Source organism: Lentzea sp. NPDC042327, from assembly GCF_040647275.1.
Taxonomy (GTDB): domain Bacteria; phylum Actinomycetota; class Actinomycetes; order Mycobacteriales; family Pseudonocardiaceae; genus Lentzea.
On the sequence record NZ_JBEZBX010000001.1, the window covers coordinates 339961 to 365112 of the forward strand.

The window sequence follows — 25152 nt, forward strand, 5'->3', positions numbered from 1 at the left end:
ACCCTCCAGAAGGGGGACGATGTGCGGGTGCAGGTCCCTCGACCGGGTGGAGGTGGCGAGCAGTGGGTGACGACTGGCTGTTCGGGTTTGGGTCCAACTCGCTGGAAGACCTGGTGGGCAAGCTGTTCGGCGGGCTGGGGCAGCCGCCGTCGGCGACCAGGCGCACCGACCACTTCGGCCGCGACCTCACCGCGGCGGCCCGCGACGGCCTGCTCGACCCGGTGGTCGGCCGCGAGGACGTGATCGAGGAGGTCCTCGAGGTGCTGTCGCGGCGCACCAAGAACAACCCCGTCCTCATCGGCGATCCGGGCGTGGGCAAGACGGCGGTCGTCGAGGGCATCGCGGCGCTGATCGCGAGCGGCGACGTGCCGGCCACGCTGCAGGGCAGGCGGCTGATCTCGCTCGACCTCGCGGGCATGGTCGCCGGGGCGAAGTACCGCGGCGAGTTCGAGGAACGGCTGCAGGGCGTCGTCGAGGAGGTGGCCGCGACGAACCGGATGGTGGTGCTGTTCGTCGACGAGCTGCACACCGTGGTCGGCGCCGGCAGTGCCGAGGGCGCGCCGATGGACGCCGCGACCATGCTGAAACCGGTGCTGACCAGCGGGCGGTTGCAGGTCATCGGCGCCACCACGGCCGAGGACTACCGCCGGTACATCGCGAAGGACGCGGCGCTGGAACGCCGGTTCCAGCCGATCCTCGTGCCCGAACCGTCGGTCGAGGAGTCGATCGCCATCCTGCGCGGCCTGCGCCCGCGCTACGAGCTGCACCACGGCGTGCGGATCACCGACGAGGCGGTCGTGGCCGCGGTGGAGCTGTCGGCCCGCTACGTCACCGACCGGTTCCTGCCGGACAAGGCCGTCGACCTGGTGGACCGCGCGGGCGCACGGCTGCGGCTGCGCGAGAAGTCCCCGCTGCCCGCCGACCCGGCGCAGCTCGAACACCGCGTGCGGCGCCTGAAGCGGGACCGCGCCACCGCGCCACCGGAGGAGGCGCTGGCGATCGACGACGAGCTCGACCGAGCCGTCGCCGACCTGGAGGCCGCCCGCGCCGCACTGGCCGACGCCCCGGAGGTGGGCGCGAACGACGTCGCCGAGGTCGTGTCCCGCAGCACCGGCATCCCGGTCGCCCAGCTCACCGAGGCCGAACGCCACCGCCTGCTGCACCTGGAGGACCACCTGCACCGCCGGATCATCGGACAGGAGGAGGCCGTGGAGGCGGTGGCCGACGCCGTGCGCCAGGGCCGTGCGGGCCTCAAGCACCCGAACCGCCCCATCGGCTCGTTCCTGTTCCTCGGCCCGACCGGCGTGGGCAAGACCGAGGTCGCCCGTGCGCTGGCGGAGGCCCTGTTCGGCTCGCAGGACCGGCTGATCCGCTTCGACATGAGCGAGTTCGCCCAGCAGCACACCGTGACCCGCCTGATCGGCGCACCCCCCGGCTACGTCGGCTATGAGGACGCGGGCCAGCTCACCGGCGCAGTCCGTCGCGTGCCGTACTCGGTGCTGCTGCTCGACGAGATCGAGAAGGCCCACGGCGACGTCTTCAACACCCTGCTGCAGGTGCTCGACGCGGGCCGCCTGACCGACGGTCAGGGCCGCACCGCGAACTTCGCCAACACGGTCATCATCATGACCAGCAACATCGGCGCCGACCAGCTGCTCGCCGCGGCCACGTCGGGCGTGCCGGTCGAGGACCTGCGCGGCCCGCTGCTGGGCACCGTCCGCCGGTACTTCCGCCCGGAGTTCCTCAACCGCCTCGACGAGATCATCCTGTTCCGCGGCCTCGACGCCGGCCAGCTGCGGCAGATCACCGCGCTGCTGCTCGACCGCACCCGCGACCGGTTGCGGGAGAAGGACATCACGCTGGAGGTCGACGAGCAGGCCGTGGAGTGGCTCGCGGCCCGCGGGTACGTGCCCGAGTACGGCGCGCGGCCGTTGCGGCGGACCATCGGGCGGGAGCTGGACCGGCGGTTGTCGCGGGCGTTGCTGGCCGGGGAGCTGCGGGAGGGGCAGCACGTCGTGGTGACGGCCGGGGAGGGCGGGCTGGAGCTGACCGTCACCGACCGGCCGGGGTGACCGGGTCGGGCAGTCGCGCGCCGCGATCGGCAACGCCTCCCCGACCGCCGCCTCCACGCTCCGCCGTCCCCTGGCCCGAACGCTGGCGCTCCCCCGCCGCCCGGAACACCGCGTGCACAACGGCCTCCAGCCGAGCTGCACCGTGCGCGTCCCGGGTCACGCACCGTGCGCATCCGGGGTCACGCCCCGGGCTTGCGCCGGTACTGCGAGCGGGCCCAGGCCCACCCGGCGAGGAGGGCGAACACGAGGATGCCCATCGGGTGCCCGAGCACCAGCGCCGCACCGCCCAGCAGGACGACGGCGATGACGAGGGCCTGGTGGCGGTCCGCCGCGGGCCGGGTGGCGCCCTCCAGCTTCGCCGCGAGCTCCGGGGCCTGCTCGCCGAGGGTGCGCTCGATCTCGCTCAGCGCCGCGCGTTCCCGGTCATCGAGCACTGCGCACCTCCTGCTCGCCGTGCGCCTGGCCGTACGGCACGGCGCTCAGCAGGGTCACCGGCACCGCGGCTCCGCTGGGCGTCCGGTACGTGCGCCGTTCCCCCTGCCGGGCCCCGTTCACCGCCGCCCCGAGCGGTGAGTCCGGTGAGTAGACCTCGACCGCGCCGTGCTCCGCGCCGCGGGCACCGAGCAGGAACGTCTCGGTCTCGCCGGTGTCGTCGAACCGGACGGTGAGGACCATGCCGGGTTCCGCGATGCCGTCGTCGGGCGGGTCCTCGCCGACGATCGCGTTGGTGAGCAGGTCGGTGATCTGGCGGATGCGCGCGGTCCGCTGCTGTTGCGGCACGGGGCTGGTCTCGTCGTCGGACTGCGCGCGCGGTGGGGCGAGCAGGGTCGTGAGCTCGTTGCGGAGCCGGTGGTGCGCCTGCGGCGTCAGCCACACGCGGGGAGTCGTCATCGTTGCTCCAGGGCGAGGAGTAGGGGGTGTCCGTGTGGGCCGGGTTCGTCAGCCCACGACCCGCACGGACAGGAGGGTGGTCAGTGGTCGCGGCGCAGGGCCTCGAAGTCGTGCGCGTAGTCGGAGGCGACGCGCAGGAGGATGTCGCGCTGCACGCGGAGGAAGTCGTTCTCCTTGCGCAGCCAGGCGAGCTCGGCTCGTTCGCCGTCGGTCAGCGGCGGTTCGGCGGGGTGCATGCGGCGGTCACCGGAGCGGGTCGAACTCGCGCAGCGCGGCGGGTTGCTTGCCGGTGGTGATCTGCTCGGCCAGCAGGCGGCCGGTGACCGGTCCCTGCGCCAGGCCCCACATGCCGTGGCCGCCGGCGACGTACACGCCGGGGACGCGGGTCGCTCCGATCACCGCGCGGCCGTCCGGGGTGACCGGGCGGGGGCCGACCCACACGTCGGTGCGGTCCTCCCACCGCACGCCGTCGAGCAGCGGCCGGGTGGAGGCGATGATCGCGTCCACGCGCGCCTTGTCCAGCGGTGCGTCCGGGTCGCGGAACTCCATGGTGCCCGCGACCCGCAGGCCGTCCCGGTACGGGGTGCAGGCCACGCGCACCTCCGGCAGGTAGATCGGGCCGCGGACGGGTTCGCTCACGGGGACGGTGAACGAGTAGCCGCGGCCGGCGCGGACCTGCGTGCGGACACCGGCCCGTGCCGCGAGGGCGGGCAGCCACGCGCCGGTGGCCAGTACCACCGCGTCGGCGGAGATCGCGGTGCCGTCGCTCGTCTGCACGGAGACACCGGGGCGGACGCCGGTCACCTCGCCGGACCGGATCGTGGCGCCGCGGGCGACCACGGCGCGACCCAGCGCCCGCACGAACGCGCCGGGGTCGACGAACCGCTGCCCGTCGATGCGCACCCCGGCCGTGAGGGCGGCCGAGGCCTGCGGGAGCTGTTCCCTCAGGTCCGATGTGGACAGAACGGAGTGGTCGACCGGTTGTCCTGCCGCAGCGAGCCGTTCCAGCTCGCGCACCAGACCCTGCGCCTGCCGGGCCGAGGTGAAGGCCGCGGTGAACGGCGCGTCGACGGTCGGCACCGCGACGCCGTTGGCGGTGAGCACGTCGTAGGCCTCGATGCTCTCCTCGTTGAGCGGCAGGTTCGCCTTCGCCACGCGCGTCCACGACGACCAGCGGCAGTGGGCGGCGAACCGCGTGAGGAACGACCACAGCCCGGGGTCGGCGGTGAGCGGGATGTGCAGCGGCGCGGCCGGGTTGAGCAGGGACCGCAGCCCGTAGCGCAGCACCGCCGGTTCGTTCAGCGGGATCGCCAGGCCCGGCGCGATCCACCCCGCGTTGCCCCACGAGGCGCCGGCGGCGACACCGGTCCGGTCGACGACCGTGACCTCGACCCCGCGTTCCTGCAGGAACCACGCCGTGGACAACCCCACGACCCCCGCACCGACCACCACCGCTGAGCGCGGACCGCCGTCAAGGCGCTCGACGCCGTCCATCCCGGGCCTCCTGTCATCGCTTGCCCCCAGGATGGAGTGAGGACAGGCCGATCCGGTTGTCCGATTCCTACAACCGCGGCTCAGCGGTTGTAGGTTTCCGACACCGTGGCGGCGAGGTCGATGAGCATGGCGACCCGCTTGGCCGGGTCGTCCAGGCCGAGGGCCGTCACCTCGCTCATCTTGCGCAGCCGGTTGCGGACGGTGTTGCCGTGCACGCCGAGCCGGTCACCGGCCGCGGCCAGGTCTCCCTGCGCCTCCAGCCACGCGCGCAGCGTCGCGACGTACTCGGTGCCGTGCTCGGCGTCGTGCCTGCGCAGGTCGGCCACCGGTCCGCGCGCGGACGCCCGGCCGACGCGGGCCGCGGCGCGCAGCCGGTGCAGCAGGATCTCGTCCCACGACTCGTCGTAGGCGGGGGCGGGCGTGTCGCCGGTGCGCATCTCGTGCAGGGCAAGGCACTCGTCCGCCTCCTGCCGGGCAGCGGGCAGGTCGGCGGGGCCGGCGACCGCGCTGATGCCCGCCGCCAGGGTGACGTTGTCGGGCAGCGCCGACCGCAGCGCCGCCAGCCAGTCCCGTGCCGCCGCCACCCGCTCGCCCGGCAGGACCGTGTAGATGCTGTTGCCGGTCACCGCGCTGCGCCCCGGCCGCGACCAGCCGAAGCCGGTGGTCGCCTGCTCGAACGCGAGCAGCACGGCCGCGTGCCGCTCGGCGCCGACGTGGGCGCGGACCGCGACCACCCTGGCCGGTCCCGGCGGCAGGCCGAGCTGGCTGATCACCGTCGCCGCGTCCGCCGTGCCCTCCAGCAGCCGGATGACCCACTCCGACTCCACCTGGCGCTCCAGGTCGGCGCTGGCCCGCAGCCGCAGCAGGTGCAGCGCCACGATCCGGGCGCCGTCGGTCAGCGCCGTGCGCTGCGGCCCCCGCAACGGCGCCGGGCAGGCCACCCAGACCGCGCCCAGCAGCTCCCGGCCCACCCTGACCGCGGCCACCATCCGGCCGGTCAGCCCGCGTCCGGGTGCCCCGGCCACGAACAACGGCTCGTCGGACGCCTGCAGGTGCGCCCGCACACCCGCCGCCTCGAACAGCTCCCGCACCCACGCCGGCACCTGCCGGCCCATGATCGTCTCCAGCCGGGCGGCGTCGACCTCCTGCTGCGGTCCCGAGTAGGCCAGCACGCGCGAGAGCTGGTCCTCGATGGTCACCGCACCGCCGGTGGCCGCGGCGAGGCTGTCGGCCAGCGCGAACAGGTCGGTGGGACCACGTCCGGACTCGGTCTCCCTGCCTTCGAGCACCAGCCCGTAGACGACGCCCGCGAGCTGGCTCCACGACAGCGCCGGGTCCGCCAGCATCACCGCGACGCCCTCGGCCTCCCCCACCGCGACGACGTCCGCGAGCAGCTCCTCGCCGCCCCGCAGCAGCACGACGACGGCCCGCGCCGCCACCGCCGCGCGCACCGCTTCCGCGACCGAGCCCGCGCCGACGGCGAGGTACACGTCACCCACCTCGGCGCGCTCGTCCGCGGCGTCGCGCAGCACCACGCCGCGCAGCTCCGCCGACCGCGGCACCGGGCAGCAGCACAGCCGCACCCCGTACCCGCCCAGCACGTTGACCAGCCGGTCCAGTCTCACCACGGCCGTGCTCCCCGTCCCGGCGTCACCGCCGCTTCGGCCAGGGCACGAGCAGCAGCACGCCGGCGGCGGCGCACAGCAGGCCGATCGTCGTCCAGAGCTGCTGCCCGGTCATGAAGCTGCCCTTGAGGTGGCCGAGGCCCTGCGCGGTCCAGACGCCGCCGAGCACGAGCAGCACGACGCCGACCCCGACCACCACTTTTCTGCTCATGCCCGGCAGCCTACCGGCCGGGCGATCGCCGGCGCTCCACAGTGGACGGACGGGTGGGACACGACCGCGTCGGTCGTTGATCGCGCCCGCCGGAACGGGTGGAGTGGACGGTGTGGCGACGACGATCGTGAACGCGCGGGTGTTCGACGGCAGGGCGGTGCGGGACTGGACCTCCGTCCGGTTCGCGGAGGGCCGGGTCACCGGCTGCGCGGTGGACTCGGCCGCGCAGGACGGCGACGAGGTGGTCGACGCGCGGGGCGGGACCGTGCTGCCCGGCCTGATCGACTCGCACGTGCACCTCGTCCCCGGCGCCCTCGCGCAGTCGCTGAACCACGGCGTCACGACCGTGCTCGACATGTTCAGCAAGCCCGACGTCGTGGCCGCGGCCAGGCAGCAGGCCGCCACCCGCACGGACGTGGCCGACGTGCGGTCCTCCGGCATCGGGGCCACCGCACCCGGCGGGCACCCGTCGCCGCTGTACGCGCCGATCCCGACGGTGAGCGCTCCCGGTGAGGCCGAGCGGTTCGTCGCGGACCGGGTCGCGGAGGGCGTGGACCACCTGAAGGTCATCTCCGGGGTCGGTGGCCTCTGGCCGGCGCTGGACTCCGCCACGATCGCCGCCCTGGTCACCGCCGCGCACGCCCGCGGCCTGGTGGTCGTCGGGCACGTGAGCTCGGCGGCCGGGCTCGACCAGCTCGTGCCCGCCGGGGCCGACGTCGTGGCGCACGTGCCCACCGACGACCTGGACGACACCCTCGTCGACCGCATGGCCCTGGCCGGAATCTCCGTCGGCCCCACCCTCGTCACCGCGGAGAACGCCCTGCGCTCCGCGAACCGGGCAGCGGCCACCGTGCGGCGGCTCGCCGAGGCGGGCATCCCCCTGCTGGCGGGGACCGACGCGCCGAACCCCGGCACCGCGTTCGGGCAGGCGCTGCACCGCGAGCTGGAGCTCCTGGTCGGGTGCGGTCTCAGCCCGGCGGAGGCGCTGGCCGCCGCCACGGCCGAGCCGGCACGGGTGTTCGGGCTCGGCGACCGCGGCCGGATCGCACCGGGCCTGCGCGCGGACCTGGTGCTCGTGTCCGGCGACCCGCTGACCGACATCACCGCGGTCCGCGCGGTCGAACGGGTCTGGCGCGCGGGCGTGCAGTGCGAGCGGCGCCCGTTCGTCCCGGACACCGCCGAGGCCGAGGAGCTGGCCGCGTTCGACGCGCGGGTCGCCCGCGCCGTGGCTGCCGTGCGCACACGCAGGCTCGGCTGACCCGAGCCACCGCACCCGAGCCCATCGAACTGATGGGCCAGTACGTCGAGGTGCTGCGGACACGTCGCTGAGGTCAACGGCGGCACCGCGGCGGTCCACGCGCCCGGCGGCGGACGGCGGAGCCGTGTCAAGCTGACCACGATCCACCAGGAGAACGCACCGGAGCTCGTCCCCGCCGCGGGATGACCCGACCGACCCGGGAGAAGCACCTGATGCCGCGGATTCGCGCCGCCACCATCGAAGAGCACCACGAGATGGTGTGGGCCGACCTCACCGAGGCGGTGCGGCAGCTGCTGCTCGAACGCGACTACGACTCGATCAACATGGGTCACATCGCGGCCAGGGCGGGACTCGCGCGCAACACCCTCTACAACTACGCCCGCGACAAGAGGGCGCTGGTGCTGGCCCTCGCGCACCGGGCGAGCCTGCCGCTCGCCGGGCAGGTCGCCGAGATCGCCGCCCGGTCGTCCGACCCGGCAGCCGACCGGCTGCGGGAGGTCGTCGAGACGATCCTGGCCGCGTCCACGCAGCACGCGCTGCGGCTGATGTTCCTGCCGAACTCCAGCCCGCTGGTGGCGGAGCTGCCCGACGGACCGGAGAACCCGTTCTCCGTGCTCGTGGCCGAGGTGGTGAACATCGTCGAGGCTGGCGTGGCCGCCGGGGAGTTCCGGCCGGTCGAGGACGTGCGGCTCACCGTCGAGCTGCTGTCGGGGGCGATGCGCGCGGGCATCGACCGGATCACCAGGGACCCGGACGCGTTCGCGGCCACGGTGCGGGCGGCGCAGGAGGTCGTGCTCGCTGCGGTGACCCGCACCGGGGACTGATCGACGGGGACCCGCCGGCTCCGTCCACTGTGCGCAGTCGGCTGCGTCACACCGGCGCCCCTGATCCACTGAGGCCGGGAACTCGGCGAGGGCTTCGTCCGACCGCCTGGGCATGAGGGTGGACAGGGCCGTCGCGGTCGCGTCGGTCGGCTCGGTGGTGTGCGTCGCGGTCGTCGTGCTCTGGGCGGGTGACGTGCACGCCGCCTTGGGCGACAGCGATCCCGGCAGGGCCACGGCGCTGGCGTTCGGCCTCGTGCGCACCGCGGCGAACGCCGCTGCCACGATCACGGTGGGAGCGCTCGTCTTCGGGGCGTTCGTCGTGCCCGCACCGCCGAAGCGCGCCCGGCTGACACCGCACGCCTTCGCCGCCGTGCGCACCGCCGCAACGGCTGCGGCCGTGTGGGCCGGTGCGGCCGCAGCTGCCGTCGTCCTGTCCGCCGCCGACGCGTCCGGGCAGTCCGTCGCGGTCGCGCTGGAGCACCTCGGCGGGCTCGTGGCCGCCACCGAGGAACCCAAGGCGTGGATCGTCTCGGCGGTCGCCGCCGTGGTCGTCGCGGCCGGTGCGCGGGCAACGCTGACGTGGACGACCTCGGTGCTGTGGCTCGGCCCCGCGCTGGCCGGGGTGCTCGCGCCGGTCGTCGCCGGGCACGTCGCCAACGGTGCGTGGCACGACGTCGCCACCAACGCGGTGGTGTGGCACATCCCGGCCGCCGCCGTGTGGGTCGGTTCGCTCGTCGCGCTGCGGGCGTACCTGCGCAGGCCGGGCACCGCTGCGACCGATGTCGTCGTCCGGCGCTACCACCGGCTCACGACGGGCTGCGTGGTCGTGCTCGTCCTCAGCGGCGCGGTGACCGCGGCGGTCCTCATCGGACCGTCCGGGCTCCACACCGGGTACGCGGTCCTGTTGCTGCTCAAGCTTTCCCTTTGTGTGGCCGTGCCGCTGCTGCGTGCGCGCTGGGGCCCGCAGCGGCCGCTCGGCACCGAGCTGGTGGTGCTGGGACTCGTGCTCGGCGCCTCGACCGGTCTCACCCACCTCGTGCCGCCCGCGTGGTTCGCCGACCGGCCGTCGCCGCAGGAGACCGTGCTCGGCTACGAGCTGCCCGACCCGCCGAGCCTCGCGGAACTGGTGCTGGGCTGGCGCCTCGACCTGGTGTTCGGCCTGGGCGCGCTGGGGCTGGCTGCGGGGTACGCGGTAGCGGTGCGGAAGCTGCGGCGCCGAGGTGACACCTGGCCCGCCGGGCGGACGGTCGCGTGGCTGCTGGGGTGCGCGGTGGTGCTGGTCGTGACGTCGTCCGGGGTCGGCCGGTACGCGGCGGGGATGTTCAGCACCCACATGGTCGCGCACATGTCGCTGAACATGCTGGCACCGGTGCTGCTCGTGCTGGGCGGACCGGTGACGCTCGCGCTGCGGGTGCTGCCGGCCGGGCCGCGGCAGTGGGTGACGGCGCTGCTGCACTGCCGGGCCACCCGGCTGGTCGCGCACCCCGCGGTGGCCGCGACGGCGTTCGTCGGGTCGTTCTACGTCCTGTACTTCTCGGACCTGTTCGGTGCCGCGATGCGCTTCCACTGGGCGCACCAGCTGATGAACCTGCACTTCCTGGTCACCGGCTGCGTGTTCTTCTGGCTCGTCATCGGCGTCGACCGCGCGCCGCGGGCGTTGCCGCACCTGGCCCGGCTCGGGCTGCTGTTCTCGGTGATGCCGTTCCACGCGTTCTTCGGCGTGGTCCTGATGAACCACCAGACCGTGATCGCCGAGCACTTCTACCGCACCCTCGGCCTGACGTGGCTGCCCGACCTGCTCACCGACCAGCGCCTCGGCGGCGGCATCGCGTGGGCCACCGGGGAGGTGCCGATGCTCGTCGTCGTGCTCGCACTGCTGCGGCAGTGGGCGGTGGCGGACCGGCGGGAGGCGGTGCGGTTCGACCGCGCCACCGACACCGGGCACGACGACCGCTTGGCCGCCTACAACGCGATGCTCGCGGAACTGTCCGGAAGGAAGAACTGACCCGCCATGACCACCACCACCGCGGACAACGCCGTCGAACTGTCGGTGTCCGGGATGACCTGCGCCGCCTGCGCCACCCGGATCGAACGCAAGCTGAACCGGGTCGACGGCGTGCGCGCCACCGTCAACTACGCCACCGAACGCGCGATCGTCCACCTGCCTCAGGGGATGCGCACCGACGACGCCGTGCAGGTCGTGCGCGCCGCCGGGTACGACGCGGCCGTGGCCGGGCAGGAACGGGGTGACGACGTCGTCACCGGGCTGCGGCACCGGCTGGTGGTCGCGGCGGTGCTCGCCATCCCGCTGGGCAACCTGTCGATCAGCCTCGCGCTGGTGCCCGCGCTGCGCTTCCCCGGCTGGGAGGCGGTGTGCGTGCTGCTCGCGCTGCCGGTGGTCGCGTACTCGGCCTGGCCGTTCCACCGCGCGGCGCTGCGCAACCTGCGGCACGGCGCGTCGAGCATGGACACCCTGGTGTCGCTGGGCGTGCTGGCCTCGTTCGGGTGGGCGGTGTGGTCGCTCGCGGCCGGGCCGTCCGGGCCGGGTCACTGGCTCGGCTTCGGCGTGACGGCGGAGGGCGCGGACGCCGTCTACCTCGACGTGGCCGCCGGTGTCACGACGTTCCTGCTCGCCGGCCGCTACTTCGAGCTGCGGTCGCGGCGCTCCGCGGTGGGCCTGCTGACAGCGCTCGCGGGCATCGCGGCCAAGGACGCCAGGGTGCTGCGCGACGGCGTCGAGACCACGGTCCCCGCGGCGCAGGTGCTGGTCGGCGACCTGGTGGTGGTGCGACCGGGCGAGGCACTGCCCGCGGACGGCGTCGTGACCGAGGGGTTCTCCGCGGTCGACACGGCGACCATGACCGGCGAGCCCGTCCCGGTGGAGGTGGGTCCGGGCGCACCGGTCGTCGGCGGCACGGTCAACAGCGCCGGGCGGCTGGTCGTGCGGGCGACGGCGGTCGGCGCCCACACCCAGCTCGCGCAGATGCGGGCGCTGGCCGAACGGGCGGCCGAGCGCAAGGCCGCCGTGCAACGCCTGGTCGACCGGGTGTGCGCGGTGTTCGTGCCCGTCGTGCTGGTGCTCTCCGCGCTGACGCTGGCCGGGTGGCTGCTCACCGCCCACTCCCCGCGCGAGGCGTTCACCGCTGCGGTCGCGGTGCTGATCATCGCCTGTCCCTGCGCGCTCGGCCTCGCCACGCCGACCGCGCTGATGGTCGGCGTGGCGAGGGCGGCGCAGCTCGGCGTCCTGGTGAAGGGGCCGGAGGCACTGGAGGCGACCCGCGGTGTGGACACGGTCGTGCTGGACAAGACCGGGACCGTGACGACCGGCCGCATGGAGGTCGTGGAGACGTGGGCGCTCGGGGACGAACGAGTGCCGGGGCCGGAAGCCGTACACGACGACCCGCCCACCCTCACCGACCACGTGCTCCGGGCTGCGGCTGTGGAAGCCGCCTCCCAACACCCGCCCACCCCCACCCACCACGTGCTCCGCGCCGCAGCCGCCGTGGAAGCCGCCTCCGAGCACCCCATCGGCGTGGCCATCGCCGCCGCCTGCCCGGACGCACCCGCGGTGACCGCGTTCGAGGCCCTGGTCGGTGCGGGCGCACGGGGCGAGGTCGAGGGCGTCGCCGTGGTCGTCGGTTCCGCGGAGCTCATGGCACGGCTGCGGCTCCCGGTCCCGCCGGCGGCGACCGAGTGGCTCGCGGGTCTCGGCGCGGCGACCGGGGTGCTGGTCGCGCGCGGCGGTGTGGTGGTGGGCGGCATCGCCCTGCGCGACACGGTCCGGCCGTCTGCCAGGGGTGCGGTCGCCCGCCTGCACTCGCTCGGTCTGCGCACCGTGCTGCTGACCGGCGACCACGACGCCGCGGCCAGGGCCGTCGCCGCGGAGGTCGGGGTCGGCGAGGTGGTCGCGAACGTGCGGCCCGCGGACAAGGTCGCCGTCGTGGAACGGTTGCGCGCGCAGGGCCACCGGGTCGCGATGGTCGGTGACGGCGTCAACGACGGGCCCGCACTTGCCGCCGCCGACCTGGGCATGGCGGTCGCGCACGGCAGTGACATCGCCGCGCAGGCCGCCGACGTGGTGCTCGTGCGCGACGACCTCGGCGCCGTCGCGGACACGGTCGTGCTCGCCGGGCGAACGCTCGCCACCATCCGGGGCAACCTCGTCTGGGCGTTCGGCTACAACGCCGCCGCACTCCCCCTCGCTGCCTTCGGGCTGCTCAACCCGCTCATCGCGGGTGCGGCCATGTCGTTGTCGTCGGTGCTGGTGGTCGCGAACAGCCTGAGGTTGCGCAACGCGCTCGGGAACCGGACCGACCTCGCGGCCGACTCCTAGGACGACACCGGACTTGGGAGGCCACCGTGGAACGACGGACATTCCTGCGCGCATCGGCGCTGTCGCTGGGGATCACGGGCGCGGCGGGCGCCACCGCGTCGGCGGCGCAGCCGCTGCGCGTCCAGGTGCTGCTGTTCGACGGCGTGGAGGAGCAGGACTTCGTGGCACCGGTGGAGGTGCTGGGGCTGGCCGGTCGGATGTCCGGCGGTGCCGTCGTGACCACCCAGGTCACGTCCGGCCGTCCGGGCACGGTCACCTGCACGTACGGCACGAAGGTCGAGGTCGCGCGCGGCTGGTCGCCCGGCGAGGCCGACGTGCTGGTGGTGCCCGGCGGCGGGTACGCCGCGCGGACCGGCCCCGGTGTGCACCGGCTCATCGGCGACCAGGGCTTCCTGCGGCGGCTGGCCGGCGCGGACGTGCTGCCGGTGGGCATCTGCACCGGGACGATGGTGCTCTCCGCGGCGGGCCTCACCCGCGGCCGCAACGCCACCACGCACAGCGGCGCGAAGGCCGACCTCGCCGCGCAGGGGGCGACCGTGGTGAACGCGCGCGTGGTCGACGACGGCGACCTGATCACCGGCGGTGGCATCACGTCCGGCCTGGACGTCGCGCTCTGGCTGGTGGAACGGTTCGTCGGCGCGCAGACCGCGCAACGCGTCGAGACCGTGCTGGAGTACGAGCGCAGGGGCACCGTCTGGCGCAAGTGACGGTGGACCGGGAACTCCTCGGCCTCCGATCCGACCACTACCTGAGCAAGGAGTCCCCGAACAACCCGAGGCGCAACAGGATGTCCCGCACGAAGAAGAATCCCGTCACGGCACGCCGCGGCGTGTCGCTCAACGTGGTGCTGACCGCCGTGGTCGTGCTGCTCGCTGCCGCCGTGTTCGGCGGTGTGCTGCTGTTCCAGCGCGATGGCGCCGAGGACAGGACCGCCGTGCTGGTGCCCGCCGGTGCGCACACGCTCTCCAAAGTGGACGGTGACCGGGTGGTGCTGGTCGAGTTCCTCGACTTCCAGTGCCCGGCCTGCTCCGCCTACTACTCCGGCGTGACCAGGAAGCTGGAGGACGACTACCGGGGGCGCGTCACCATCGTGCCCAGGAACCTGCCGCTGGAGATGCACCCGCTGGCGCTGCCCGCGGCGCAGGCGGCCGAGGCGGCGGGCCGGCAGGGCAAGTACGCCGAGATGTACCACGCGCTCTACGGCAACTACGACCGCTGGGCGGTCGACGGCCAGAACACCAGTGCGGACCGCGACCGCGCGATCGGCCTGTTCGAGCAGTTCGCCACCGCCGCCGGGCTCGACCTGGACCGGTTCCGCGCCGACATGGCGTCCGCGGACGTGCGGGCCGCGATCGACCGCGACGTGGCCGACGCGCGCAAGCTCGGGGTGCAGAGCACGCCGACGCTGTTCCTCAACGGCGAGCAGTTCCAGCCGTCGGGCAAGTCGTTCGCCGACGTCGACCGCGAGCTGCGCGCGAAGATCGACGCGGCGCTGGCCGGATGAGCCGCCCGCTGGCGTGGCTGTACGTGGCCGGCGGCGCACTCGGGTTCGCCGCGTCCGCCGTGCTCACCCTGGAGAAGCTGGCGCTGCTGCGGAACCCGGCGCACGTGCCCACGTGCTCGCTGAACCCGGTGGTGTCCTGCGGGCCGGTGATGGACAGCCCGCAGGCGGCGGCGTTCGGGTTCCCCAACCCGCTGCTCGGCATCGCCGGGTTCGCGGTCGTGGTGACCACCGGGGTCGCACTGCTGGCCGGGTTCGCGCCGCCGCGCTCCTACCGGCTCGCCCTCAACGCGGGCACCGGCCTGGCCGTGGTGTTCGTGCACTGGCTTGTCGTCGTCAGCCTCTACGACATCCACGCGCTGTGCCTGTACTGCATCGTCGTGTGGATCGTCGTGATCCCGTTGTTCTGGTACACCACCCTCGACACCTGGCCACGCCTCGCGCCGTTGCGCCGCTTGCACAGCACCGTGCTCGTGCTCTGGTACGCGGTCATCGTCGCGTTGGTGCTGCACGCGTTCTGGGACTACTGGGTGACGGCGTGACGGCCGTCCTGGCGACGGCCGCGATGGCCGTGTCGATGCTGCAGCTGTTCGTGCTGGGCGCGCTGGGGCCGGTGCTGGTCACCGACCTCGGCGTGGCGCAGTGGCAGCTCGGTGCGCTGGTCGCGGTGGGGTTCGCGGTGGCGGCGCTGCTGTCGCTGCCCGCGGGGGCGCTGGTGGACCGGGTCGGGGCGCGGCGCGCGCTGGCCGGGGTGTTCGTGGTCAGCGCGGTGGCGCTGGCGGTGCTGGCGGTCGCCGGGTCGGTGTGGTGGATCGCGGCCGGGGTGGCGCTGGGCGGGGTGCCGCAGGCGCTGGCGAACCCGGCCACCAACAAGGTGGTCGTCGCCGCCGTGGCACGGGAGCGGCTCGGGGCGGTGACCGGGTGGAAGCAGTCCGGGGTGCAGCTCGGCGCGTTCGTCGCGGGCGTGCCGCTGGCCGGTGCCGCCGCGGTGGTGGACTGGCGCTGGGGCGTCGGGGTGCTCGCGGTGCTGTGCCTGGTGGGCGCGGTGCTGGCCACACGGCTCGCGGTGCCGGCGGTCCCGGCTCAGCGCGGGCGCGGGCGGGTGGGTGGCCGGGTGCGCGCGCTGGCGGTGTTCTCGCTGGCGCTCGGCTTCGGGCTGGCGTCGGTGAACACCTTCTTCCCGCTGTACGGCGTGGACCGGCTGGAGCTGCCGGCACCCGTCGCGGCGTGGTCGATCGCCGTGGTGGGGCTGGTCGGCATCGCGGGACGGGTGTGCTGGAGCGCGGCGGCGGGGCGGTCGGGTGACCCTGCCGCCGTGCTGCCGTTGCTGGCGCTCGGGGCCGTCGTCTCGGTCGCGGTGGTGGCGCTGGCCGAGCACGTGCACTGGCTGGTGTGGTTCGGTGCGGCGGGGATCGGCGTGTTCGCGGTGGCGGGCAACGCCGTGTCGATGGTCGCGGTGCTGCGGGCGGTGCCGCAAGGGCTGGCCGGGCGTGCGGCGGCGGTGGTGTCGGCCGGGTTCTTCTCCGGGTTCGCCGCCGGGCCGCCGGTCAGCGGGCTCGTGCTGCAGCAGGCCGGTTACCCGTGGCTGTGGGGTGTCGTCGGCGTGGCGTTCGGGCTGGCGGCCGCCGTGGGCGTGCTGGTCGTCCGGCGCACCGCGGTGGCGGTGTGAGCGGCTGGGCGCACGACCTGGTGCGCCGGCTGTGCGACCGGGTCGACGAGGCCGAAGCCGCGGCGGGAGAACGGTTTCCGCTCTACCGCCACGACGGGCGGTGGAAGACCTCGGCCCGCGGGTCGTGGACCGGCGGGTTCTGGGCGGGGCTGCTGACGCTGCGGAGTCTCGTCACCGGCACCGGTGACGTTGCCGCGGTGCGGGACCGGCTGGACGTCTGGGCGGACGCGGACACGGTGCTGCGCGGCATGGTCTTCTGGTACGGCAGCGGCGCGGAACGGCTGGGGACCATCGCCGCACGCCCCAGCACGGCCCTGGTCGCGGACCGGCTCGCGCGGTGCTACGACCGCGAGTTGGGCGCGGTTCCGTGGGGCACGGCGCTGGCCCCCGACGGACCGCCCGTGCGCGCGGACGGGGCGGCCGGGCTCGTTCCGCTGCTGAACGCCCACGGCCACCACGCCGTCGCGCGCTGCCATCAGCAAGCGCACCTGGCACTGGACCCGGACTGGCCGCGCGGCAAGGCGTGGCTGCAGCTCACCCACCCGCGTCCAGCCTGGACCGTGTCCACACAGGACAGTTCGGCAGTGGCGATCGCCGCCGTGGCGTTGCTGAAGGCCGGTTGGCGCGAGGAGGGCGAACGACTGCTGCGCACGTTGCCGGACGGTGCCGAGTACGACGGCCTGACCGGTCTTCAGGTGGTGTGGGGCGACTTCTTCACGTTCCTCGGCGCCGCGCTCCTCACCGGTCTGGTGCCGCCCGACGCCTGGTGAGCAGCCGCCGTCCGGTGGTCGCGACGTGCAGCTCGTCCGCGCCGTCGAGGATGCGGGCGGCCCGTGCCACGCGCAGCAGCCGCGGCAGACCCGTTGCGGCCATGAGCCCTTCCGCCCCGTGGACCTGGACCGCGGCGTCGGCCGCGGTGTTCAGCGCCCGTGCGGCGGCGACCTTCGCGAGGCTCACCTCGACCGGCGCACGCTCACCGGCGGCGACCAGCGCGGCCGCCTCGCGGGCCAGCAGCCGGGCCGCGCGCACCTCCAGCTCGGACTCGAACGCCAGGCGCTGCACCAGTTGCCGGTCGGCCAGCACGCCGTCGCCGAGCGCCCGCGCCACCGCACGGTCCGCGAGCAGGTCGAGGCACCGCTGCGCCTGCCCGACCCAGCGCAGCGCGCGCAACGTCCGCCCGAGCGCGAGCCGTTCGCCGGCGAGCCGCATCCCGTTCCCCTGCTCACCGACGAGGTGCGTCGGTGGCACGCGGACCGCGTCGAACGAGATCTCGTGCTGCCCGCCCGCACCGAGGACGTCGAGCTCGCGGTCCACCCGGAACCCGCCTGCCGGCACGGCGACGACCGAGAAGCCGTCGCCGGTGCGGGCCACGACCAGCACGAGGTCCGCACGGGCCGCACCGCTGGTGAACCACTTGCGGCCGGTGACGGTCCACCAGCCGTCCGCGCCGCGCTCGGCGGTGGTGCGCAGCCCGGACGGGTCGGAGCCCGCGACCCCCGGCTCGGTCATCGCGTAGCTGACGTGCGCGCGCCCGGCCACGAGGTCGGTCAGCACGGCGTCCCGCAGCTCCGGATGTGCGTGCGCGGCCAGCATCCGCGCGTTCAGCAGGCTCGACGAGCCCACGACGTCAGGGCCGTGGTCGCTGCGCCCCTCGTCCTCGGCCTCCGCGAGGTAGCCGGCCAGCGGCTGACCACCGCCGCCCAGCTCGACCGGCAGCGGCCGGGCCCACAACCCGGCCTGCTTGGCGAGGTCGCGCAGTGCGAGACCGCCGCCCGCGTCGAGCTCCGGTTCGGCGGGGATCACGACCTCGTCCACGAACCGCCGCAACTGCGTGTCACCTGTCACCGGCACATCACACCACCGTGGGAACCCGAATGGGCGCGCGTACGACCTCTGGGTCATGACGGAAGCCACAGCACTGCACGCCTTGGCCCTGGAAGGCGCGACCGCGTCGGTCTCGGGCACGAGCGCGGCGGCACGCGTGCTGCGCGCACACCTCCGCGCGCTGGGAGCGGAGGTGCACACCGGCTTCGCGGAACGACCCGCCGAGGCAGTTCTGGTGCTGGACGGCGGTGATCGGCACGAGGTGGTCGTCGACTGGGCCGGTCCGGTGGACGTCCCCGGTCTGCGCGACGAGGCGACCGTCCAGGCCGCGTGCGGGGTGATGCACGTGCACGGCAGGCGGTCCGGCTCACCGCGCGGCCTCGGCGTCGACCACTGCGGCACGGCGGCCGGGGTGCTGGCGGTGACGGGGTTGCTCGCGGCGGTGCTGCGGGGCGCGCCGCGGGTGCGGACCAGCGTGGCCGAGGCGGCGTTGCTGACGGTGTCCCAGTACCTCGCCGCGGCGGGGGCGGACGAGGCGGAGGCGGTCGACCTGCGGCCCGGTGGACCGCCGTTCACCACCGCCGACGGGGTGCGGTTCGAGGTCGAGGCGCTGGTGCCCGAGGTGTGGGCTGCGTTCTGGGCGGCGCTCGGCACGGACTCCGCCGCGGTCCGCGCGGGCTGGCGGCCGTACCAGTTCCGCTATGCCACAGCGACTGCGCCGATTCCCGAGGCCCTGCACGCGGCGACCCGCGCCGTCACGTTCGCGCAGATCGCCACCGCCGCGATGGTGAGCGGGGCCAGCGTCTGCCGGGTGCACCGTCCTGTTCAGCCACTCGAACAGCCGTGGAGCATCCGCCCCACGGCCGGCGTCGCGACGTGCACCGGCGACGACCTGGTGGTGTACGAGGCGGGCCGGCGCATCCAGGCACCGATGGCCGCGCACCTGCTGGGTCTGCTGGGCGCCAAGGTGATCCGCGTCGAACCTCCGGGCGGTGACCCGTTGCGGGGCATGCCGCCGATGTGCCGCGACCTGTCCGCCCGCTGGCTCGCGCTCAACCGCGGCAAGGACGCCGTCGAGGTCGACCTCAAGGACCCCGCCGATCGTCAACGGCTGCGCTACCTCTTGGTGGACGCGGACGTGTTCCTGCACAACTGGGCGCCGGGCAACGCCGAGAGGTGGCGGCTCACGGCGGCCGACCTGCCGGACGGACTGGTGTACGCCCACACGTCCGGCTGGGGCGGCGGCGACCTCGTGGACCCGCCGCTGGGCACCGACTTCATGGTCCAGGCCCGCACCGGTCTGGCCGAGCTGGTGCGCCCAGCCGACGAGGAGCCCGCGCCGTCGCTGATGACGCTGGTGGACGTGCTCGGCGGCCTGATCGGCGCGGAGGCCGTGCTCGCCGGGGTGCTGACCCGCCGGCGCACCGGTCGCGGCGTCGCCGTCGAGAGCAGCCTGCTCGGCGCGGCCGGTGCGTTGCTCGCCGGCGCGAAGTCCCGGCCCTCCCCCGGTTTCCGCGTTCCCGTCGACGGCCGGGTCGGCGGCGTGGACGTGCTCACCGACCTCGCGGCGCTGCCGGGTGACCCCCGCTTCGCCGCCGTACTGGGCCGCGACGACCGCGGCTGTCCCGCTCTCGGCTCCCCGTGGAGGTTCCTGTGACACTCGCCGCGACCACCGCCGTGCGGCACCTGGCGGACCTCGTGCCGTACGAGCTCCGCCGCGGCTGGGCCGCCACCGGTCTGTACCGCGACCGCGACCTGTACTCGTTGTTCCGCGAGCACGTCCTGGCCGGTCCCGGCCGCGTCGCCGTCGTCGACGCGCAGGGTGAGGTCACCTACGCCGAGCTCGACCTGATGGCCCGCTCCCTGGCGGCGGGCCTCGCGGGCATGGGCGTGGAACCGGGTGACGTCGTCGGCATCCAGCTGCCCAACGGCCGGCTGGCGTGCGCGTTCGACCTCGCGGTGGCCGCGCTGGGTGCCGTCGCGCTGCCCTACCCGGTCGGGCGCGGTGACCGGGAGGCGGCGAGCCTGCTCAGCCGGTCCGGCGCGGTCGCGGTGGTCACGACGACGCGCTACGGCGACTACCCCTGCGCCCAGCGGACCCGCGCGCTGGCCGGCGAGCTGCCCGAGCTGCGGACCGTGATCGCGGCGGGCGACGGCGTGGTGCCGGCGGGCTGCGTGCCGGTGGCGGCGCTGCTGGCCGCCCACCCGGCCCGGTTCACCCCGGCGTCCCCCGACCCGGACGGACCCGCGCGCATCCTCGTCACCTCCGGCTCGGAGGCAGCGCCGAAGATGGTGCTGTACTCGCACAACGCCCTCGTCGGCGGCCGCGGCCGGTTCATCGGCGAGCTGATGGGCGGCGACCCCGAGCTGCGGAACCTCGTGCTGGTGCCGCTGGCGTCGTCCTACGGCAGCAACGGCACCTCCGTCACGCTCGCCGTCCACGGCGGAACCCTCGTGCTGCTGCCCAAGTTCGACGTCACGGCCGCGCTGGCGATGGTCGAACGCGCCCGCCCCACGCACGTGCTCGCGGTGCCCACCATGCTGCGGATGATCGCCGACTCCCCCGACCTCGACCGGTACGACACGTCCAGCCTGCGCGTGGTCGCACTCGGCGGTGCCGCCCTGGACGCCACGACCGCCGCACGCGTCCGCGACAGGCTCGGCTGCACGGTCGTGAACGTCTACGGCTCGGCGGACGGCGTCAACTGCCACACCGCCCTGGACGACCCGCCCGGCCACGCCGACACCGCGGGCCGTCCCAACCCGTTCGTCGCACGCCTGCGCATCGTGGACGACACCCTGCACGACGTGCCGCCCGGCGCGGTCGGCGAGATCATCGCGCTCGGCCCGATGTCACCGCTGTGCTACGTCGGCGCACCCGAGCTGAACGAGCGCTACCGCACGCCGGACGGCTGGGTGCGCACCGGCGACCTCGGCCGCATCGACGACGAGGGCTACCTGCACGTGGTCGGGCGGCGCAAGGACGTGATCATCCGCGGTGGCCTGAACATCAGCCCCGCCGAGGTCGAGGCGCTGCTCGTCACGCACCCGGCGGTGCGGGACGTGGTGTGCGTGCCGGTGCCGGACGACGTGCTGGGCGAACGGTTGTGCGCCTGTGTCGTGGGCGATCCGGCGCTCGTGCTGGAGGACCTGACGGCACACCTGTCGGCGCAGGGGCTGGAGCAGCGGAAGTTCCCCGAGCGGCTGGTCGTGGTGGACGCGCTGCCGCTGGGCGCGGCCGGGAAGGTGGACCGCCGCGCCGTGCAGGACCTCGTGCGGCGGTCGTGAGGCGCGCCCGGCGGACGGGCCGTCCGCCGGGCGCATGCCCCGTCAGGCCTTGAGGGCCTTCGAGATCTCCGCGGCGTTCGCCGTGAACACGCCGAGGAGGTCGAGGTCCTCCCCCGGGTAGTTCACGATCCGCACCTGCCGCGCGGCCGAACCGGGCAGCACCGTCCCGGTCGACATGTGCGCGTTGTCGAACACCAGGTCCGGCTGCTTGCCCGCGAGCTCGGCGAGCTGCGCCGGGGTGACCGGCTGCGGGCCGAACGTGCCGACCACCTCGGCGCCGGTGACCGCGGCCATGTACGCCACGAACGCCTGGCTGACCACCTTCGGCGCCTTGCCGCCGGGGAACGAGCCGCGCACCTGCTGCTCGACCGACTTCAGCGTGGTGTCGAACTCCGCCAGCCACTTCTCGGCCGCGGCGGTGGTGCCGAGCAGGCCGGCCAGCCGCGTCACCTCGGCGCGCACCACCTCCGGTGCGTTCTCCAGCTTCACCGCCTCCACCTGCTCCGACCCGCCCGCGGCCTCCTTCAGCCGGGGCGCGAACCCCTCGAACTCCGCGTACAGCACCAGGTCCGCGCCCGCGACGGCGGCGAGGTCGGACGGTTTGGGGTCGTAGTCCGCCGCGTGCGCCACGGTCGCCGGCACCACGACCCGCACGTCGGTCGCACCCGCGGCCTTGGCCAGCGCGGCCTCCCACGCCGTGGCGGCGACGACCTTCTTGCCCGCCGGGGCGGCCGGGGACGCGGGCTGGGCTCCGCCGCCGCAGGCGGTCAGCGCGAGCACCGCGCCGAGCACCACGAGCTTGGTCTTCACGGGTCAGGTTCTCCTCATCGGCGACAACTGGGCCAGCAGGGCGATCACGCCCGCCAGCAGGACGAGCACCGGACCGGGTGGCTGGTCCAGTGCGAGTGCGAGCAGCAGACCGCCGACGGCCACGACGAGGCCGATGCCGACCGACGCGACGACCATGCCGGTCAGGCCGCGGCCGATCCGCCGCGCCGCCAGCGCGGGCAGCAGGGTCAGCGCGTCCACGAGCAGCGCGCCGGTCAGCTTGATCGCCGCGGCGATCGACACCGCGATCACCACGAGCAGCGCCGCGGTCAGCGGTCCGGTGCGCACACCGGAGCACGCGGCGAGCTCCCTGTCGTGCAGCAGCAACGCCAGATCCCCGCGACGCCACCAGAACAGCGCCGGAATGGCCACCGCCAGCACCCCGAGCACCACCAGGTCGACCGGCCGGGTCGACAGGATCGAGCCCCACAACAGCTCGAACGCGCCGTTGGCGTTCACGCCGGAGATCGACAGCACCAGCAGCGCCACGGCGATGGCGAGGCTCATCAGCAACCCCATCGCACCGGACAGCCCCGCCGACGTCGTCGCGAACGGCGCCAGCCCACCGCCGGCGAGCGCGCACAGCGCCAGCGCCCACAGCAGCGGGTCGGTGCCGGTGAGCAGGCCGATCGCGCTGCCGAGCAACGCCACGTGCATGATCGCGAACCGCACCGGGTAGATGTCGAGGCCGACGACCAGCACCCCGACCGGCGGCAACGCGACGGCGCCCAGCAGCAGGCCGAGACCCGCGCGCTGCACCGGGACCAGCGCGAGCAGCTCCGCGATCACGCCACGTCCCGCAGCCGCCCGGCGGCCATCTCCACGACCCGGTCGCACGCGTCGGCCACGGCCCGGTCGTGCGTCGCCACCAGCACCGTCACCGGCAACGCCGCGATGACCGCCGCCGCTTCCTCCTGGCCCGCGAAGTCGAGCGCCGCGGTGGGTTCGTCGGCCAGCAGCACGCCCGCTCCTGCGGCCACGGCCCCGACCGCCCGCGCGAGCCACGCCCGTTGCGCCTGACCACCGGACAACGTGTGCACGCCGCGGGACTCCACCCCGGCGAGCCCGAGCCGTTCCGCCGCCGCACGCGCCGCCTCGCCGTGACCGCTGCTGTCGAGCAACTCGCCCAGCAGCAACGGGAACCGCCCCGCCGACCGCAGCTGCGGGATCCACGCGACCTCGGCCCGCCTCCGGCGCCACTGCGCGGCGTTGCCGGCCCGCACCCCGCCGACCTCCACCACGCCGTCCGCGATCGGCTGGAACCCCAGCACCGCGCGCAGCAACGTCGACTTGCCGGAGCCGTTGGTGCCGATCAACGCCACCCGCAGCCCCGCGGGCACGTCGAGGTCGACGGCATGAACGGCGGTGTGCCTGCCATAGCGGCAATGCACACCTCGGAACAGCAGGGACGACGCGGTCACGTGCCACAGGTCGTTCACCCGGCCGGGTCAGTTCCCGGCAGTTGTCAGCCGACTTCGGTGGCGTCCTGCCCGGCGGCCCTGACCAGGTCCTCCCGCGCCCGCGCCACCCGCGACCGGATCGTGCCGATCGGGCAGCCGACGACCTCCGCGGCCTCGGCGTACCCCAGCCCGAGCACCTGCGTGAGCACCAGCGCCTCCCGCCGGTCCTCCGCGAGCCCGTCGAGCAGCACGTTGAGCTCGACGATCGCCGTGAACCCCGACGACGTGCCCTGCCCCCGGTCCGCGGCCTGAACCCAGTCGACGTCCGCGGACACCCGCGGCCGCGACTGCGCCATCCGCACCTGGTCCACCACGACCCGCCGCGCGATCGACAACAGCCAGGTCATCGCCGACGACCGCGCCTCGAAGTTGCGCAGGCTCGGCAACGCCCGCAGGTACGTCTCCTGCGCCAGGTCGTCCGCGACGCCGACGTCCGCGAGGTGCGCGACGAACCGCCACACGTCCCGCTGCGTCGCCCGCACGAACCGCTCGAGGGCAACCCGGTCACCCCCGCGTGCCTGCAACGCCCAGCGGGTCACCTCGTCATCGGGGGAGTTCACGAGGCCGCATCGTAACGGCCACCGTCCGGTGACCTCACCGGCCATTCGGACCCGCTGGGCCACGTGCCGGACCCGCGTCCGCCGAACCGTTCACAGATCACCGGGAACCAACTGGGCCGGATGACCGACAATGTGCATGTGGACTGCAGCACCTGCCGCGAAGCCCTGTCCGCCCGCCTCGACGGGGAAGACGAGGGCGTGCCCGCCGAGGAGGTGGACGCGCACCTCGGCTCCTGCGCACCCTGCCGCCAGTGGCAGGAGACCGCCACCGCCCTGACCCGCACGCTGCGCGTCCGCCCAGCCGCACCGGCGCCGGACCTCGCCGCGGCCGTCCTCGACGCCACCCCCGCACTCACCCCACCCGCACCGCGGGCGTGGCTGTCGCGGGCCCTGCTCGGCGGGGTCGCTGTCGCACAGCTCACCCTCGGGCTCGCCCAGGTGCTGGGCACGGGCTCCGCGGCGCACGGCGGGCACACCACCGGTGTGAACAGCAGCCACCTGTTCAACGAGAGCACGGCCTGGAACCTGGCCCTGGGCCTCGGTCTCCTGTGGACCGCGCTGCGGCCGGCGGCAACGGCGGGCGTGCTCCCGGTGACGGCGGCTTTCGTGGCCGTGCTGGTGCCGTACTCGGCGAGCGACCTGGTCAACGGAACGGCGACCGCCGGCCGGGTGCTGTCGCACTCGTTGCTGGTCATCGGGCTGGCCTTGCTCGCGGTGGTGCACTTCCGCGATCGGGGGCCGGGTGGGCGGGTCTCCTCCGGTGGCGAGTCCGGCGGAGGTCTTGCTGACGACGTGTCGCGGGCTGAGCAGCCTGCGGCTGGGCGGGCCGCGGCTGGGCGGCGGGTCCGGTTGCGGCCGGTGAACCGGCGCCGGGCGGCGTGACCGGGCGCCGGTCGGCGTGAACCGGTGCCGGTCGGCGTGACCAGGCGCCGGTCCCGTGAGGAGCCGCTGCCGCGTCAGCCCTCCAGCGCGTCAACCCACCCGCGCGTCGCCCGCCTCGGTGTTGGCGAGCCAGCCGGCCATGCCCTGCGGGTTCCAGTCGTACGCCTCGTACCTCTCCACCACCGTGCGCACGTGGTCCGCCGGGGTTCCCGGCCACGCCTCGAAACCGGTCCCGCCGAGGTCGCCCGCGACCATCAGTCCACCCAGAACCACGTACTCGACCACGGCGACGGCGATCGGTTTGAAGTCCTCGCCCACGGTCTCGCGCGCCCAGCCGATCGGCAGGTCGGCGTGCACCCAGTCGGTGAGGCCGTCGATCAGCAACTCGGTCGCGATGGACTCGACGACGTTCTCCATGTGATGGCACTTCCT

General features: G+C 74.6%; 25 protein-coding genes. 13 read left to right on the forward strand and 12 right to left on the reverse strand.

Annotated elements, in window-relative coordinates; translation table 11 throughout:
• Window positions 1-62 precede the first annotated feature (62 nt).
• Window positions 63-2072 (forward strand): ATP-dependent Clp protease ATP-binding subunit, encoded by a 2010-nt coding sequence (locus AB0A63_RS01185; RefSeq protein ID WP_360383888.1) that lies wholly within the window; start codon window positions 63-65, stop codon window positions 2070-2072.
• A 179-nt stretch (window positions 2073-2251) separates the two neighbouring features.
• Here AB0A63_RS01185 and AB0A63_RS01190 read toward each other — a convergent pair whose 3' ends face one another.
• The 6 genes from AB0A63_RS01190 to AB0A63_RS01215 all read right to left on the reverse strand — a co-directional run bounded on the left by AB0A63_RS01190 (window position 2252) and on the right by AB0A63_RS01215 (window position 6293).
• Window positions 2252-2506: a DUF3040 domain-containing protein gene (locus AB0A63_RS01190; RefSeq protein WP_360383892.1), complete on the reverse strand. Its 255-nt coding sequence runs from the start codon at window positions 2504-2506 to the stop codon at window positions 2252-2254.
• Window positions 2496-2963: a GreA/GreB family elongation factor gene (locus AB0A63_RS01195; RefSeq protein WP_360383894.1), complete on the reverse strand. Its 468-nt coding sequence runs from the start codon at window positions 2961-2963 to the stop codon at window positions 2496-2498. Before AB0A63_RS01195 ends, AB0A63_RS01190 begins: the two co-directional genes overlap by 11 nt.
• Window positions 2964-3043: 80 nt before the next feature.
• Entirely contained in the window at window positions 3044-3199 is a 156-nt protein-coding gene (locus tag AB0A63_RS01200; protein ID WP_360383897.1) for a hypothetical protein, read from the reverse strand.
• 7 nt (window positions 3200-3206) lie between these two features.
• The gene (locus tag AB0A63_RS01205) at window positions 3207-4457 is read right to left on the reverse strand and encodes an FAD-dependent oxidoreductase (protein WP_360383900.1); all 1251 of its coding nucleotides are present in this window, start codon (window positions 4455-4457) and stop codon (window positions 3207-3209) included.
• An 80-nt stretch (window positions 4458-4537) separates the two neighbouring features.
• Window positions 4538-6085, reverse strand: coding sequence for a helix-turn-helix domain-containing protein (locus tag AB0A63_RS01210; protein WP_360383903.1), 1548 nt, complete (start codon window positions 6083-6085; stop codon window positions 4538-4540).
• A gap of 22 nt (window positions 6086-6107) precedes the next feature.
• On the reverse strand, window positions 6108-6293 hold the full coding sequence (locus tag AB0A63_RS01215) for a hypothetical protein (protein WP_360383906.1): 186 nt from the start codon (window positions 6291-6293) through the stop codon (window positions 6108-6110).
• A gap of 112 nt (window positions 6294-6405) precedes the next feature.
• On the opposite strand from AB0A63_RS01215, the gene AB0A63_RS01220 reads away from it, so the two are divergent.
• The 9 genes from AB0A63_RS01220 to AB0A63_RS01260 all read left to right on the forward strand — a co-directional run bounded on the left by AB0A63_RS01220 (window position 6406) and on the right by AB0A63_RS01260 (window position 16648).
• Window positions 6406-7551 (forward strand): amidohydrolase family protein, encoded by a 1146-nt coding sequence (locus tag AB0A63_RS01220; protein WP_360383908.1) that lies wholly within the window; start codon window positions 6406-6408, stop codon window positions 7549-7551.
• A gap of 212 nt (window positions 7552-7763) precedes the next feature.
• Window positions 7764-8375, forward strand: coding sequence for a TetR/AcrR family transcriptional regulator (locus AB0A63_RS01225; RefSeq protein ID WP_360383910.1), 612 nt, complete (start codon window positions 7764-7766; stop codon window positions 8373-8375).
• 112 nt (window positions 8376-8487) lie between these two features.
• Entirely contained in the window at window positions 8488-10380 is a 1893-nt protein-coding gene (locus AB0A63_RS01230; RefSeq protein ID WP_360383913.1) for a cytochrome c oxidase assembly protein, read from the forward strand.
• 6 nt (window positions 10381-10386) lie between these two features.
• The gene (locus tag AB0A63_RS01235; protein WP_360383916.1) at window positions 10387-12708 is read left to right on the forward strand and encodes a heavy metal translocating P-type ATPase; all 2322 of its coding nucleotides are present in this window, start codon (window positions 10387-10389) and stop codon (window positions 12706-12708) included.
• Window positions 12709-12734: 26 nt separating this feature from the next.
• Window positions 12735-13415, forward strand: coding sequence for a DJ-1/PfpI family protein (locus tag AB0A63_RS01240; protein ID WP_360383919.1), 681 nt, complete (start codon window positions 12735-12737; stop codon window positions 13413-13415).
• A complete protein-coding gene (locus AB0A63_RS01245) occupies window positions 13412-14212 on the forward strand; it encodes a thioredoxin domain-containing protein (protein WP_360383921.1) in 801 nt (266 codons plus the stop codon). The genes AB0A63_RS01240 and AB0A63_RS01245 overlap by 4 nt, the downstream gene beginning before the upstream one ends.
• Entirely contained in the window at window positions 14209-14751 is a 543-nt protein-coding gene (locus AB0A63_RS01250) for a vitamin K epoxide reductase family protein (RefSeq protein ID WP_360383924.1), read from the forward strand. Before AB0A63_RS01245 ends, AB0A63_RS01250 begins: the two co-directional genes overlap by 4 nt.
• A complete protein-coding gene (locus AB0A63_RS01255; protein WP_360383926.1) occupies window positions 14748-15878 on the forward strand; it encodes an MFS transporter in 1131 nt (376 codons plus the stop codon). The genes AB0A63_RS01250 and AB0A63_RS01255 overlap by 4 nt, the downstream gene beginning before the upstream one ends.
• Window positions 15875-16648, forward strand: coding sequence for a hypothetical protein (locus tag AB0A63_RS01260; protein ID WP_360383929.1), 774 nt, complete (start codon window positions 15875-15877; stop codon window positions 16646-16648). The genes AB0A63_RS01255 and AB0A63_RS01260 overlap by 4 nt, the downstream gene beginning before the upstream one ends.
• Here the strand turns inward: AB0A63_RS01260 and AB0A63_RS01265 are convergent.
• Window positions 16617-17723: an acyl-CoA dehydrogenase family protein gene (locus AB0A63_RS01265; RefSeq protein ID WP_360383932.1), complete on the reverse strand. Its 1107-nt coding sequence runs from the start codon at window positions 17721-17723 to the stop codon at window positions 16617-16619. The genes AB0A63_RS01260 and AB0A63_RS01265 overlap by 32 nt on opposite strands.
• 55 nt (window positions 17724-17778) lie before the next feature.
• Between AB0A63_RS01265 and AB0A63_RS01270 the strand changes: the two genes are divergently transcribed.
• Together AB0A63_RS01270 and AB0A63_RS01275 are read left to right on the forward strand one after the other, a co-directional pair.
• On the forward strand, window positions 17779-19359 hold the full coding sequence (locus AB0A63_RS01270) for a CoA transferase (protein ID WP_360383934.1): 1581 nt from the start codon (window positions 17779-17781) through the stop codon (window positions 19357-19359).
• Window positions 19356-20990, forward strand: coding sequence for a class I adenylate-forming enzyme family protein (locus AB0A63_RS01275; protein WP_360383937.1), 1635 nt, complete (start codon window positions 19356-19358; stop codon window positions 20988-20990). The genes AB0A63_RS01270 and AB0A63_RS01275 overlap by 4 nt, the downstream gene beginning before the upstream one ends.
• A 42-nt stretch (window positions 20991-21032) precedes the next feature.
• Here the strand turns inward: AB0A63_RS01275 and AB0A63_RS01280 are convergent, their stop codons facing one another.
• From AB0A63_RS01280 to AB0A63_RS01295, 4 genes are read right to left on the reverse strand one after another with little or no spacing between them, the layout of a single operon-like run.
• Window positions 21033-21800: a zinc ABC transporter substrate-binding protein gene (locus AB0A63_RS01280; RefSeq protein WP_360383940.1), complete on the reverse strand. Its 768-nt coding sequence runs from the start codon at window positions 21798-21800 to the stop codon at window positions 21033-21035.
• Between the two features lie 3 nt (window positions 21801-21803).
• Entirely contained in the window at window positions 21804-22607 is an 804-nt protein-coding gene (locus AB0A63_RS01285; RefSeq protein WP_360383943.1) for a metal ABC transporter permease, read from the reverse strand.
• Window positions 22604-23257, reverse strand: a complete 654-nt coding sequence (locus AB0A63_RS01290; RefSeq protein WP_360383945.1) for an ATP-binding cassette domain-containing protein — start codon at window positions 23255-23257, stop codon at window positions 22604-22606. Before AB0A63_RS01290 ends, AB0A63_RS01285 begins: the two co-directional genes overlap by 4 nt.
• A 26-nt stretch (window positions 23258-23283) precedes the next feature.
• Window positions 23284-23838: a sigma-70 family RNA polymerase sigma factor gene (locus AB0A63_RS01295; protein WP_360383948.1), complete on the reverse strand. Its 555-nt coding sequence runs from the start codon at window positions 23836-23838 to the stop codon at window positions 23284-23286.
• Between the two features lie 138 nt (window positions 23839-23976).
• On the opposite strand from AB0A63_RS01295, the gene AB0A63_RS01300 reads away from it, so the two are divergent.
• A complete protein-coding gene (locus AB0A63_RS01300; protein WP_360383951.1) occupies window positions 23977-24720 on the forward strand; it encodes a zf-HC2 domain-containing protein in 744 nt (247 codons plus the stop codon).
• Between the two features lie 90 nt (window positions 24721-24810).
• Here the strand turns inward: AB0A63_RS01300 and AB0A63_RS01305 are convergent, their stop codons facing one another.
• Window positions 24811-25137, reverse strand: coding sequence for a hypothetical protein (locus tag AB0A63_RS01305; protein ID WP_360383954.1), 327 nt, complete (start codon window positions 25135-25137; stop codon window positions 24811-24813).
• Between the last annotated feature and the right edge of the window lie 15 nt (window positions 25138-25152).

What these genes read in the sequence shown, in the direction of transcription:
- AB0A63_RS01225 (WP_360383910.1), top strand. Translation starts at nt 7,764, where the DNA reads ATGCCGCGGATTCGCGCCGCCACCATCGAAGAGCACCACGAGATGGTG.
- AB0A63_RS01305 (WP_360383954.1), bottom strand. Translation starts at nt 25,137, where the DNA reads ATGGAGAACGTCGTCGAGTCCATCGCGACCGAGTTGCTGATCGACGGC.
- AB0A63_RS01230 (WP_360383913.1), top strand. Translation starts at nt 8,488, where the DNA reads ATGAGGGTGGACAGGGCCGTCGCGGTCGCGTCGGTCGGCTCGGTGGTG.
- AB0A63_RS01215 (WP_360383906.1), bottom strand. Translation starts at nt 6,293, where the DNA reads ATGAGCAGAAAAGTGGTGGTCGGGGTCGGCGTCGTGCTGCTCGTGCTC.
- AB0A63_RS01270 (WP_360383934.1), top strand. Translation starts at nt 17,779, where the DNA reads ATGACGGAAGCCACAGCACTGCACGCCTTGGCCCTGGAAGGCGCGACC.
- AB0A63_RS01200 (WP_360383897.1), bottom strand. Translation starts at nt 3,199, where the DNA reads ATGCACCCCGCCGAACCGCCGCTGACCGACGGCGAACGAGCCGAGCTC.
- AB0A63_RS01205 (WP_360383900.1), bottom strand. Translation starts at nt 4,457, where the DNA reads ATGGACGGCGTCGAGCGCCTTGACGGCGGTCCGCGCTCAGCGGTGGTG.
- AB0A63_RS01195 (WP_360383894.1), bottom strand. Translation starts at nt 2,963, where the DNA reads ATGACGACTCCCCGCGTGTGGCTGACGCCGCAGGCGCACCACCGGCTC.
- AB0A63_RS01250 (WP_360383924.1), top strand. Translation starts at nt 14,209, where the DNA reads ATGAGCCGCCCGCTGGCGTGGCTGTACGTGGCCGGCGGCGCACTCGGG.
- AB0A63_RS01235 (WP_360383916.1), top strand. Translation starts at nt 10,387, where the DNA reads ATGACCACCACCACCGCGGACAACGCCGTCGAACTGTCGGTGTCCGGG.